Source organism: uncultured Clostridium sp., assembly GCF_934754915.1.
Classification (GTDB): Bacteria; Bacillota; Clostridia; order Clostridiales; family Clostridiaceae; genus Clostridium.
The window spans coordinates 1-13,257 of sequence record NZ_CAKVKB010000093.1; the positions used below are offsets into that span (position 1 = coordinate 1).

11 protein-coding genes are annotated in these 13,257 nt (G+C 28.4%); 2 read left to right on the top strand and 9 right to left on the bottom strand.

Annotation, left to right across the window (positions count from 1 at the left end):
* Positions 1–93: 93 nt before the first annotated feature.
* From Q0F58_RS13190 to Q0F58_RS13205, 4 genes are all read right to left on the bottom strand, one after another.
* A complete protein-coding gene (locus Q0F58_RS13190) occupies positions 94–549 on the bottom strand; it encodes a chemotaxis protein CheX (RefSeq protein ID WP_294377375.1) in 456 nt (151 codons plus the stop codon).
* Complete coding sequence (locus tag Q0F58_RS13195; protein ID WP_294377377.1) at positions 531–1,406, bottom strand: response regulator; 876 nt, start codon at positions 1,404–1,406, stop codon at positions 531–533. The genes Q0F58_RS13190 and Q0F58_RS13195 overlap by 19 nt, the downstream gene beginning before the upstream one ends.
* 277 nt (positions 1,407–1,683) lie before the next feature.
* Positions 1,684–5,202 carry a pyruvate:ferredoxin (flavodoxin) oxidoreductase gene (gene nifJ / locus Q0F58_RS13200; protein WP_294377378.1) on the bottom strand — a complete coding sequence of 1,173 codons (3,519 nt, stop codon included), beginning with the start codon at positions 5,200–5,202 and terminating at the stop codon, positions 1,684–1,686.
* A gap of 127 nt (positions 5,203–5,329) precedes the next feature.
* Entirely contained in the window at positions 5,330–6,058 is a 729-nt protein-coding gene (locus Q0F58_RS13205; protein WP_294377379.1) for a DeoR/GlpR family DNA-binding transcription regulator, read from the bottom strand.
* Between the two features lie 268 nt (positions 6,059–6,326).
* Between Q0F58_RS13205 and Q0F58_RS13210 the strand changes: the two genes are divergently transcribed.
* Together Q0F58_RS13210 and Q0F58_RS13215 are read left to right on the top strand one after the other, a co-directional pair.
* On the top strand, positions 6,327–7,109 hold the full coding sequence (locus tag Q0F58_RS13210) for an HAD family hydrolase (protein WP_294377380.1): 783 nt from the start codon (positions 6,327–6,329) through the stop codon (positions 7,107–7,109).
* A gap of 420 nt (positions 7,110–7,529) precedes the next feature.
* On the top strand, positions 7,530–7,799 hold the full coding sequence (locus Q0F58_RS13215; protein WP_294377381.1) for a hypothetical protein: 270 nt from the start codon (positions 7,530–7,532) through the stop codon (positions 7,797–7,799).
* A 136-nt stretch (positions 7,800–7,935) separates the two neighbouring features.
* Here Q0F58_RS13215 and Q0F58_RS13220 read toward each other — a convergent pair whose 3' ends face one another.
* The 5 genes from Q0F58_RS13220 to Q0F58_RS13240 form a co-directional block, all read right to left on the bottom strand.
* Positions 7,936–9,270, bottom strand: coding sequence for a CHAP domain-containing protein (locus Q0F58_RS13220; RefSeq protein WP_294377382.1), 1,335 nt, complete (start codon positions 9,268–9,270; stop codon positions 7,936–7,938).
* Between the two features lie 340 nt (positions 9,271–9,610).
* Positions 9,611–9,754, bottom strand: coding sequence for a hypothetical protein (locus Q0F58_RS13225; protein WP_294377383.1), 144 nt, complete (start codon positions 9,752–9,754; stop codon positions 9,611–9,613).
* A gap of 44 nt (positions 9,755–9,798) precedes the next feature.
* Positions 9,799–11,136 (bottom strand): ATP-binding protein, encoded by a 1,338-nt coding sequence (locus Q0F58_RS13230; RefSeq protein ID WP_294377384.1) that lies wholly within the window; start codon positions 11,134–11,136, stop codon positions 9,799–9,801.
* Positions 11,137–11,608: 472 nt separating this feature from the next.
* Positions 11,609–12,217, bottom strand: coding sequence for an NUDIX hydrolase (locus Q0F58_RS13235; RefSeq protein WP_294377386.1), 609 nt, complete (start codon positions 12,215–12,217; stop codon positions 11,609–11,611).
* A gap of 288 nt (positions 12,218–12,505) precedes the next feature.
* On the bottom strand, positions 12,506–13,018 hold the full coding sequence (locus tag Q0F58_RS13240; protein WP_294377388.1) for a QueT transporter family protein: 513 nt from the start codon (positions 13,016–13,018) through the stop codon (positions 12,506–12,508).
* Positions 13,019–13,257 lie beyond the last annotated feature (239 nt).

Here is a 13,257-nt window from a genome sequence, read left to right on the forward strand (position 1 = left end):
CAAGTCTTCTTTGTCATTTATTATATTCCAGGTTAACTATGGTATTAATAGAAATATATTTAAATTTTCTCAAATTCAACAATTTATTATGTATCAATTTAAAGAAATATTAACTTGGAGATCAATTTCATTTACATTCATTTCTATACAAATAACTTTATCAGTGCTTGCATTTGCTATAAATTCTCCTTGAACAAGAGTTGGGGTAGATATATCAACATTTATTCCATTTTTCGAATAGTTTGTAGCAACATTAGCTGTAAGCATATTAACAAGTTCAGAGATAGCACTTTGCGCCATTTCATTAAAATCATCAACTGGCATGCCCATCATCATCTGTGATGCAACTTTTTTTGCATCATCTATAGATAATCCATATATTATGTTTCCTTTAACATCCCCTATAAGTCCTATTACTATTACAACTCCAGGACTTTTTATATTTTTGCCTTTAAGACTTATTCCTTTTTTAGAAACTTGAGCAAAACCTAATTGAGGCATGATAGTTGTAACTGATTCTATAACTGGATTTATATGTTTGACATCCATTCACTTTCACCTCTTTTAAAACCTATATTTAAGGAAATATCTCCAAACTGACTCTTTATATCAGTCCCAAAATCACATTCAAGTTCTGCTTTGGAAATATTTACCGAATCTCCATGGATTGTTGTAGGCGGTGCTACTCTTAATCCAAAAATTTTATTTTTCTTATTTAATATTGAACATCCATTTCCAGCAAACATATTTGTCACTTCAGAAATAACATTTAATATTTCATCGTTATTTTTTGGTTCTCTTTTAAGAAGGGTCTTTGCCAAGTTTGCTGCTGTTTCATAAGACATATCCATAATAAGTCTTCCACTATACTTTCCTATAATACCCATTACAATCGATATTCCTGCACTTACTTTTTCCTCACTTACAAATGTATCATTTGTAAATTCAGGAATGGTTTTTGTAAGACGATTAAACACATTAAGGCACGCTTCTTTATAAACATCCACATAAAGATTTTTTAATTCAGTAAATAAATCTTCATCAGCCATTACTCTGTTTATAAGAAGAATTAATTCTTCATTATCTACTGGTTTTTGAATGTATCCACTTATTCCAAGCTTTTTAGCTTTTAATATAAGTTCTTCATCCATCATAGAACTTACAATGATAACTTTTATATTAGGATCTATTTCATGAATTATTTTAGTACATTCAAATCCATCAGTTCCTGGAATTGTTATATCCATTGTAACAAGATCAGGTTTACATTTTTTCATTTCGCTTTTAACTTCTTCCAAACAAGTAGCTTGTCCAACAACTTCGAATCCTTTTTCTTCTAACGCATCACTTAGTAGTGCAATTTGAAATGGTGAATCATCTACAATTAAAATTTTTATATCCTTCATACTTAAATCCCCCTCATCGAACCAATATATACCATTTATAAACAATAAAAATCATTAAAACTATTTATGGTAAAATATGTTTTTTATTATATATTATCATATAACATAATTATATGATGAAAATTTTATTTTTTCAACATTTTTCGAATTTTTTCACAGTAAAATTAACGAATATAAATTTGTAATATTATTAAAGATGGTATCAAGTTTATCACATTCTAATTATATTATATAAAATTAAAAGAATGTGATATTACAACCACATTCTTTTAATTTTTTATTTTTGAGCTGCTAATCTCTTATATACAGCTAATCTTTCCATAGCATCAGTTTCAGTCTTAGCAAACAATTCTTCAGCTTGTTCTGGGAATGCTTTAGCAAGAGAAGCATATCTAACTTCACTCATTAAGAATTCTCTGAAATCAGCTTTTGGTTCTTTAGAATCTAGTGTAAATGGATTCTTAGTTCCCTTTAGTGCTGGATTGTATCTATAAAGATTCCAGTACCCACACTCAACTACTCTTTTTTCCACTGCCTGAGTATCAACCATTCCAACTTTGATTCCATGGCTTATACATGGTGCATAAGCTATTATTAATGATGGTCCATCATAGTTTTCAGCCTCCGCTATAGCTTTAAGAGCCTGGTTCTTATCAGCACCCATAGCAATTTGAGCAACATATACATATCCATAGCTCATAGCCATCATACCTAAATCTTTCTTCTTGGTTTTCTTACCACTTGCAGCAAATTTAGCTATTGCAGCTGTTGGAGTAGATTTTGAAGATTGACCACCAGTATTGGAGTATATTTCTGTATCAAATACTAATACATTTACGTTTTCTCCAGATGCTAATACATGGTCAAGTCCACCGTATCCAATGTCATAAGCCCATCCATCTCCTCCAAAGATCCATTGAGATCTCTTCATTAAGAAATCTTTATCTTCTAAGATAGCTTTAGCGAATTCATTATTTTCATTTTCTAATACTTCTATAACCCTTTCAGCTCTTAATCTTGTAGCTTCACCAGAATTTTTATATTCTATCCAGTCTTCAAGAACTGCTTTAGTATTTTCTGAAACTCCTGTTTCAATTGCTTTTTTAGCATTAGCTTCAATTCTATCTCTTATAGCTTCAACACCAAACTGCATTCCAAGACCAAATTCAGCATTATCTTCAAATAAACTGTTAGCCCATGCTGGACCATGTCCTTCTTGATTTTTAGTGTATGAACTTGCTGGTGCTGATGCTCCCCAGATAGATGAACATCCAGTTGCATTAGCAATCATCATTCTATCACCAAATAATTGAGTAACAAGTTTAGCATATGGAGTTTCTCCACATCCTGCACAAGCTCCGCTGTATTCTAATAATGGCTGTTCAAACTGACTTCCCTTTACTGTATTCTTATTCATTGGGTTCTTGTTTTTAACTTTTTCTATTGTATAATCCCAAGCTTCAATCTGAGCTTCTTGAGTATTTTGAGGTTTCATTACAAGAGCCTTTCCTGGTGCTGGACAAGCAGCTGCACAGTTTCCACATCCAGTACAGTCAAGCGGTGTAATTCCTATACTGTAATTTAATGGTTCTTCACTCTTTAATGCTTTAGCTGGTACTAATTTAACACTTTCTGGTGCATTCTTAGTTTCTTCTTCATTTAACAAGAATGGTCTTATTGCAGCATGTGGACATACAAATGAACATTGATTACATTGGATACATTTATCCTTATCCCATTCTGGAACATTAACTGCAATACCTCTCTTTTCATAAGCTGAAGTACCATGCATAAATGTACCATTATCCATTCCTTCTCTTAAGAATGTAGATACAGGGATGCTGTCACCTTCTTGTCTGTTCATTGGAACTACGATATCTTTGATGAATGCTGGAATTTCTTTAGCATTGTTATCACTATCTTTTTCATCTTCTGCATTCTTCCATAAATCTGGAACATCTATTTTTACTATAGAATTTATACCAGTATCTATTGCATCATAGTTCATGTTTACAACTTTTTCACCTTTTTTGCCGTATGATTTAACTACAGCATCTTTTAAATATTTAACAGCATCTTCTAATGGAATTATGTTAGCTATTTTAAAGAATGCAGACTGCATTATCATGTTGATTCTTCCGCCAAGACCTATTTCCTGGGCTATCTTAACAGCATTTAATGTATAAAATTCAATATTATTTTTTGCAATATATCTTTTCATTTCAGCTGGAAGCTTAGCATCTACTTCTTCTGGTGACCAAATTGTATTTAATAGGAATTTACCATTTTTCTTTAATCCAGCAAGTACATTATATTTATAAACATAGGCTTGATTATGACATGCAATGAAATCAGCCTTATCTATTAAGTAAGGAGATTTTATCTGCTCTTTTCCGAATCTTAAATGTGATACTGTTATACCCCCTGATTTCTTAGAATCGTAATGGAAATAACCTTGAGCATACATATCTGTATGATCTCCAATTATCTTGATTGCATTTTTATTAGCACCAACAGTTCCATCTGATCCTAATCCCCAGAATTTACATGCTGTTGTACCTGGTTTTGCAGCATCAATTTCAACTACATCTAATGAAGTATTTGTAACATCATCTACAATACCTACTGTAAATCCGTTTTTTGGTTTTTCTTTCTTTAAATTTTCGAATACACCTGCAATATGTGATGGTGTTGGATCTTTTGACCCTAAACCAAATCTTCCACCTATTATTTGTGGTGCATTAGCTTTGCCAGAATAAGTTCTTAATACATCTAAGTATAATGGTTCACCAATTGATCCTGGTTCTTTTGTTCTATCTAAAACAGCTATCTTCTTAACAGATAAAGGTATGACTTTTAATAATTTTTCCATTGAGAATGGTCTGTAAAGTCTTACTTTAACTAAACCTGTTTTTTCTCCATTTGCATTTAAGTAATCAACTGTTTCTTCAATTACATCTATAACTGAACCCATAGCAATTATAATGTTTTCTGCATCTTCCGCTCCATAGTAATCAAAACAGTGATATTCTCGTCCTGTTAATTTAGTTATCTCATTCATATATTCTTCAACAACTGCTGGAATATCATCATAGAACTTGTTAACAGCTTCTCTTGTCTGGAAATAAATATCAGGATTTTGAGCTGTTCCTCTTGTTACAGGATTATTAGGATTTAAAGCATTGTTTCTGAAGTTTTCAAGGGCATTTCTATCAATTAATGTTGCTAATTCATCATATTCTAAAACTTCAATCTTTTGAATTTCGTGAGAAGTTCTGAATCCATCAAAAAAGTTCATAAACGGCATTCTGCACTTTAATGCTGCAAGGTGTGCAACAGGTGCTAAATCCATAACTTCTTGTACTGAACCTTCTGCAAGCATAGCATATCCAGTGGAACGTGCAGACATAACATCCTGATGATCTCCAAATATATTTAATGATGAAGTTGCAAGAGCTCTTGCTGCTACATGAATAACACCAGGAAGTCTTTCCCCTGCAATTTTATACATGTTTGGCATCATTAAAAGCAATCCTTGTGATGCTGTATAAGTTGTTGTTAAAACACCTGCTTGTAGTGAACCGTGAACTGCTCCTGCTGCTCCTGCTTCTGATTGCATTTCCACAACTTTAACTGGATGCCCAAATATGTTTTTTGTTCCTTTAGCTGCCCATTCATCAACATGTTCTGCCATTGGTGATGATGGTGTAATAGGATAAATTGCAGCTACTTCTGTAAATGCATATGATATATAAGCGGCAGCTGTATTACCGTCCATAGTTTTCATTTTTCTCATATCAATTTTACCTCTTTTTCTTTTGTATAATTAAAAATTTTCAATAATAGAGCTTTTTGGAAAAGAATTTAATATTTTCTTTTAATTAATAATCATTATTGATTATAAAAAATATTTTCGCATATTATTATAATGTATATCTATCTATACTATTTTCAGTTATGATTCCTGTAATATCGGTAATTTTTGCAAATTTATAAAATTCATCATAATTGAATTTTTCATCTTCCATAACAAGATAACTTTTATTAGAACATTCTATTATGGTCTTTTTGGTATTTCCATCTTCTAAATTTATTGTACTTATATATCCACTTTCCTTATTGATTCCACACACACCTATAAAACATTTATCATATGTGAATTTTTTTATATATCTGTCTGCCGCTGCTCCAATTATAGCGCCCACATCAGTATTAAATTCACCTCCCACTATTATTACTTTTATATTATGTGATTTTTTAAGTTCAGCTACAACTTCTATCATATTTGTAACAACAGTAACTTTTTTCATGCTTTTATTTAATTCTTTTGCTATTTCAATATTTATTGTTGAAACATCAAGAAATACTATATCTTCATTTTCTATTAGTTTAAATGCATTTTGAGCAATTTTATCTTTTATATCTTTATTTATTTCTTTTCTTTCATCAATTGGTCTTATATCATTATGATTTCTATTTATAATTGCACCACCATAAACACGTTTCAGCTCATTTCTATTTTCAAGTTCTCTTAAATCTTTTCTTATACAGTCTTCACTAACCTCAAAACCTTTTGCCAGATCTTTTACTGTTACCCTGCCATTCTTATTCACAAGTTCTATTATTTTAGAATATCTTTCTTCAAGAAACATTAATTCTACTCCTCTCATATTGTTATTTATATGCATTAACTGGTTTGTATTTTCATTATATTACTCTTTTAATTATATCATAGATTATTATTATTTATTATCATTATTTATTATTTCGTCTTGATTTAAATTACTCTTTATAATATAATTATTATTAAAGATATTATATATGTTCTAATAATTAAAGAAATCTTGTAAAAGTTTCATTATAAATTGTGTCAATTGCAACATATATTTAATTTAAAATTTTATGAGAGGTGAACTGTAAATGATAAAATTAATAGCTACAGATATGGATGGAACTCTTCTTGATGAAAATGGAAAACTACCAGAAAAATTTTTTGAGACACTTGAAAAATTGAAAGAAAAAGATATTAAATTCGTTGCTGCTAGTGGCAGACCATATCCTACTTTAAGAGAAAATTTCAGTCCTGAAAGTGATTATCTTGATTATATCTGTGATAATGGATCTTATGTTGTACTAAAGGATAAAGAACCTGTTATAAATGGATTAAAAAAAGAAGTTGTATTTAATGTTATAAAAGCATGTGAAAATATTGAAAATATTGTTATAATATTATGCGGAATAAATGGTGCGTATCATATGCCATGTGATGATAAATACCTTAAGGAAATTGATAAATATTATATTCAAAAACATATTGTTAATAACTTATATGATGTAAATGATAATATTTTCAAAATTGCCATATTAGATTTATCTGGATCAGCAGAAAATTCATATAAAATTTTAAATCCTATTTTTGGAGACGATAATAAAGTTGTAGTATCTGGTCAATTATGGGTTGATATAAATGGTAAGGATGTAAATAAAGGTACAGCCCTTGCTGAAATACAAGAAGCTTATAACATTTCTTATGATGAAACAATGGTATTTGGTGATTTTTATAATGATGTAGAAATGCTTAAAAAGGCTCATTACAGTTTTGTTATGGAAAATGCTAATGAAGATATGAAAAAGTATGGAAATTTTATTGCAAAAAGCAACAAGGAATCTGGAGTAATACAAGCTATAGAAAAATATGTATAATATATTATGATGAAGAGTAAATATATTTTTTACCCTTCATCATTTATTTTTTTGTTCCTTTCATTTTTGTATATAGCTTTTAATACAATAATGCCTATCCTATCTATCTGCTTAAAGTTCATCCTTTATTTCACAAACATCTTTGAATTTTAAAGACACATCAATTCTAATTTAAACGAAATGTCCACCTTCAATGACAGTTTTTTCATAATATTCATAATTAAATATACCATATATCATCTGGAAATCATCAAATGAATCCTCCTTCATATACATATTCATGAATCCCATATATATTGTTACCTTTAAAACGTCAAATAATTATATTTATTTTCACATATTGTACATTATATAAACATTAATATCATATAGATAAAATAAGATATTAATGTTTATATAATATTAATTGGGAGGATTTATATGAAATATATGTATATAAAATACAAAAACAATATAAAAACATCACTAATCAAAGAAGATAATAAAATCATTTGCAATTTTGATACTATAAAATCTTTTAAAAAAGCTTCTGATTTAAATTCACACATAAATAATTCTCATATCAAAAAAGCAGCATGCAAAGTACTTGATATGAATAAATATGTGAATAATAAAAATAATATTATAGATGAAGAAATTACACAATTCTTTTTCAACAGTATTCATAAGAACTATTTAAAAAATAGATAATTTAAAATAATATAAAGCTGACATTTTTCTGTATTAATGAAATATGTCAGCTTTAATGTATTATAAATTATTTTATATTTATATAAATAAAACAGTAACTTAACATTTTATTTATATGAAAACTAAAAATAATTTATTAAAAATTAGGTTCATCAATATATATATATCCATGCAGATAATTTTTATCATATATCTCCCTATATCTAAAATATGATCCATGCCAAGATGATTCAGATATGTATACTTTACTATTATCTATTTTTTCAACAATAGCTACATGACCACATCCACCTGAATTAGGAAGAGAAGATTTCCACACTGCAAGTGCACCTGTTTTAGGTGTGCTTCCGTATTTATATTTTCCACTTCTTATATTTGCATTCCACCATTCATATGCATTTCCTGTAAAGCCAGCATCATAAGGTATATGCCCAGTCAATTCCCATATTCTTCCGTAAGCATACCATGTACAATTTCCTATAATAGGACTTCCGCTGCTGCTTGTGAATGGTGGTGATAATTTTGCTTTATAAAATATATTATCATTAGAATAGTAGTATTTATTATTTTTTTCAGGACCAGTCGTTCTTATTGATCCAAGTGAAGTGTTTCCATTACTGCTTCCTGTTGAAGATGACGGTTTAGTAAAACTTATCCATGTACTGCTGGCATAGCCTGTTTTATTGTTATACTCAATTTTATAAAAATTATTAATTTTATTCCCGATTACAATTACCTTACTATTTTTAGGAATGGATGCAATTATTGCCGAACTTTGTGAAGGTTCTTTTCTCATGTTTAATGGACTGGAATCTGTAACTACATAACCTGTTTTCTTTTCTTCATTTATATTTCCAGAGGCATCTTCTTTCTCAAAAGTTGGAGGATTTATAACTGAAGCAGATCCATTAAATGCTCCATCTGATCCGAAAACATATTCCTTTCCAGCTATATTCACTTTTCCAGTAACCATTGCCCCACTCGATTCTAAATAATATTTCTTTCCATTTAGCTCAATCCAGCCTGTTACCATTCTGCCGCTAGAATTTAAATAATACCATTTTTCACCATCTTTTAACCATCCTGTTACCATTGCTCCATTTTGATTTAAATAATACCAGTCAATTCCATTTTTCAGCCAACCTACAGCCATATTTCCATCACCAAAAAAATAATACCATTTTCCATTTATAAGCTTCCAGCCTGTTTCCATTTTTCCATCTGAATTTAAATAATACCATCTGGTTCCATCTTTCAGCCAGCCTGTAGCCATATCCCCATTACTGAAAAAATAATACCATTGTCTATTTATAAGCCTCCAGCCTGTAGCCTTAATTCCATTTTCAATCCAGTTCCATTTATTATTTAAATCTTGTTTCCAAACCGCCTGTACACATTCTGTGTTTAAATTTAAAATAGTACTGCCTGTAAGAGCCATAATCATAATCTTCTTAATATATCTTCTTTTCACAAATTTACCTCTTTTTATTCTTTATCTTTAGTTATTGTATTTCTAGTTATTAGTCATAACAGTTCATTATTTTACCATAAATAAAATATAATTTATACAAGATATATTTTCCTATAATAGATAATAATTTATAAATTTCAAAACATAAAATAAAAAGGAAATTTCATCTCGGACAATGATTGAAATTTCCTTTTTCCCTACATAATGCAAAAATGAAGTAATCATCATATAAATCATTTATACGCTTTAAATTTTATTTTAGTGTTACATTATAATCATATAAGTTTATATATCTTTTTAGTGTATTATAATTACGCTTCAATGCCTTAAAACATCCAAATCAAAGTTTATTAAATGTAATATCCTTTCCTCTGGACACCATATTTTTATTTTTTAAGTCTTCTTTTTCCATATATGACTTGACTTTATTGTTCGAAAAGCTTCCATCAGTTTGTATTAACTTTTCTTTTTTACTTTTAGACAACTTCATCATCTCCTTTAAATATAGTGTTTCTCATTAATAAACACTTATTCCTGGGAATTACTTGAATTTAAAGAAGCTTCAAACCAGTTCATAAACTGTCTTGCAGTCCTTGGTGAACGTGAATTTTGTTGTCTTGTCCATTTCAACGCCTCAGCATGAAGATATTCTATATCTGCATCTATGCCTCTAGCCTTTGCAAGACCATCTATAATTGCAAGATATTCCTTTTGATCTGGTGAATAGAATGATACTGTAATACCAAATCTATCTGAAAGTGAAAGTTTTTCTTCCACACTATCCATTGCATGAATTTCGTCTCCTCTTTCACTAAATGTTTCTTTTATTAAATGTTTTCTATTGGTAGTAGCATATATCAATATGTTATTTGACTTGTTTTCAACTCCACCTTCAAGAATTGTCTTAAGTGCAGAATAACTTGGATCACCATCTTCAAATACAAGATCATCAACAAATATTATAAATTTAAGATTTTTATTTTTAAGTATTCTTATTATCTTCGTAAAATCAACAAGTTTTTCCTTATCTACTTCTATAAGTCTTAAACCTTCTTTATAAAATTCATTTATTATTGCTTTTACTGTTGAAGATTTACCAGTTCCTCTCTGTCCATATAGTAAAAGATTATTTGCATTATATCCTTCAAGAAACTGTTTTGTGTTCTCTATTATCTGTTTCTTTTGATATTCATATCCTACAAGTTCTTCAAGTCTGATTGGATCTGGTGATTTAATGCCTCTTAAATAACATTTTCCATCTTCATTTTCCCATATGAAGGCTCTATATTCTCCAAAAATTCCTGTACCATACTGTTTATAAAATTCAATTATGTTATCTAGGGATTCTCCCCATCCATCACAATTTAATATGCTCAATTTAAGCTTGTCAATAGCTTTATATGAAGCATATTCTTTGTTTGTATCTACTTCAAAATCCATAAGATTTCTTATAAGTTCATCTTCAAAATCTATAGCTTTTGTCTTATACAAAATAATTTCTTTTATATCTTCCGAAGTTATACTGCATATATATTCTAATGCCTTTAATTCATATTTAACTTGTTTAATTATGTACTCATTGCTGAAATCATTTGTATCTATCATTTTTGTAAAAGAGTTATTATCTAAAAATATCTTGTCTATTATATACTTTTTGAGTGAACTTCCATCTGACTGTCTTAAAAGCTCAAATATAAAGTCATTGTAATAATGTACAGCAGTTCCAAGTTCAATTTTCTCCTCATTTAAATATCCTAATAAATCTTTATATTTATTCAATACTACATCTTCTTTAAGATGTGTATAAATACATAAAGAACTTATCATTAAACTTCCTCTTTTTATTTTTTCAAAATCTGTAACCAATATTTATGCCCCCAATTCATTATACATTGACAATCAAAATTAATTGTGTGATTTTTTCTTCATATTATACTAATTATATCATTTTATTCATTCAATTCCAAACTTTATCAGCAGAATCCACCATTTCATTGTTATTGATACAGTGCAAAATAAACAAATATATATACTTGTATACATATTTGTTTATTTTGTACTTGTATATATCGTTGTATAATGATATAATTAATCTACACTGTAAAACACAAGTAAACTAGATTGGTTTAGTAATTTCATTCTAAATTTCAGCCTACTTTTTGCTTTGCTATATTATAAGCAATAAATTATAATAAAGGTAATTTTATTTACAATTTAGTAATATATTAATCATAAATGTAATATGAAATGATATTTTTTATATTACAAAACAAAAAGGATTATAGATGAAGTGGAGATCATCTATAATCCTTTTTGTTTTGTAATATTCTAAATTTAATTATATATTGTCAAATAATCTATCTCCAAATATAATAAAATTCTGTAGCATCATATAACACTTTATATCCATATTTACATTACTTTTTATAAGTTTTTTTGCATCATCTACTGAAACAAGTAATGGTTCTATACATTCATCTTCTTCCATATTTTCATTACTCAATTCACCTTCACATATACAATATACTAAATTAACACATTCATCTGTCATTCCAGGTGAAAGATATAATCTTCCTCTTTCAGCTTTTATTTCTTTTAAATCAAGCCCAGTCTCTTCCTTAAGCTCTCTCTTAACTGAATCTTTAAAATCTTCTCCTTCATCAATAAGGCCTGCTGTCATTTCATATACAAAATCGTTCACTGGAACTCTAAATTGTCTTACTATCACAAGTTTATTTGATGGCTTATGAAGAGCTGCAATCACAACTGCATCATTATCATCTTTTGCATGTTCAAAAAATTTTTTTTCTAAAAAATCCTTATCTTTTCTTGTTGCAATCATCCATGACTTTTTATTTCCAATTCTATTTTCATATTCAGCTTCATACATACTTAAAAATTTAGTCTGAACTAATGTGTTTAGCTTTTTTACTTTGCTCTTATTCATTACTATGTCCTCCCTGATACTTCATACAAAATAGTACATTTCTATAAAAATCCCCATACTAATATCATATAAATTTTCTATTTAATACTTGTTATTCTAACTACATTATATCTTATTTAATGTTTTTCTTAAATAGTTGATATTTTATGTAACTAGAAAATTGAGAAAACCCTGATATAAGATTTTTTATCATTATATCAGGGCTTTTATTCTTAATTTATTAAAGTTGAACTTTAAACATATTTTCTGAAATCAATCATGAAAACTTTGAGTATTAAATAAATTCTATTAACATTTTGCATGACTTTCTGCTAAAACTTTACTATATTTTTCTTTTATAAGAGTCATGACTGGAACTCCAATTACTGAAACAACAACAATTTCTCCTGCTGCAACTTCAAGTATTGATAAAATTAATGGCAATTGGCATAAATAATTAAGTTCCCATCCTATTATAATTCCATTAAATATGGTAGGCCAAAGAGAGGCTATTGCAAGAGCTATTCTATCATTTTTTATAATTCTTCCTGTTAATGATATTGCATACACACTTACAAATGTAGCTATTGTTCCAAATATAGCGTCAACAATTCCATTAGGTCCTAATATATTAGCTATAAAACACCCTAATGTAAGTCCTCCTATATAAAATGGATCAAAAAAGGCCAATAAAACCATTATTTCTGAAATTCTAAATTGTACATTTCCATAACTCATTGGAGCAAGAACTAGTGTAAACACTGCATATAATGCTGCAATAACTGCTGTTCTTACAATTCTTTTTGTTGTATTATTTTTCATGTATAATTCCTCCATCAAATCATTTGATAATTTTATTACACAGTCATCAAATACACCACACTGATTAAATTTAACTATTAAAATAAACCAATATATCTCACACAAAAATCAGTTTCATATTTCTCTAAAAAATTATATAAAAATTTTTAATTATTTATATATTTGAGGATTTTTCATATTAGCATAAATACAAAGTCCAACTCAACATATAGTATATCTTAAATAAATATAGGTACTAT

Bases quoted from the DNA above. Each gene is read 5' to 3' on its own strand.
- Q0F58_RS13190 (WP_294377375.1), bottom strand. From the start codon at position 549: ATGGATGTCAAACATATAAATCCAGTTATAGAATCAGTTACAACTATC.
- Q0F58_RS13195 (WP_294377377.1), bottom strand. From the start codon at position 1,406: ATGAAGGATATAAAAATTTTAATTGTAGATGATTCACCATTTCAAATT.
- nifJ (WP_294377378.1), bottom strand. From the start codon at position 5,202: ATGAGAAAAATGAAAACTATGGACGGTAATACAGCTGCCGCTTATATA.
- Q0F58_RS13205 (WP_294377379.1), bottom strand. From the start codon at position 6,058: ATGTTTCTTGAAGAAAGATATTCTAAAATAATAGAACTTGTGAATAAG.
- Q0F58_RS13210 (WP_294377380.1), top strand. From the start codon at position 6,327: ATGATAAAATTAATAGCTACAGATATGGATGGAACTCTTCTTGATGAA.
- Q0F58_RS13215 (WP_294377381.1), top strand. From the start codon at position 7,530: ATGAAATATATGTATATAAAATACAAAAACAATATAAAAACATCACTA.
- Q0F58_RS13235 (WP_294377386.1), bottom strand. From the start codon at position 12,217: ATGAATAAGAGCAAAGTAAAAAAGCTAAACACATTAGTTCAGACTAAA.
- Q0F58_RS13240 (WP_294377388.1), bottom strand. From the start codon at position 13,018: ATGAAAAATAATACAACAAAAAGAATTGTAAGAACAGCAGTTATTGCA.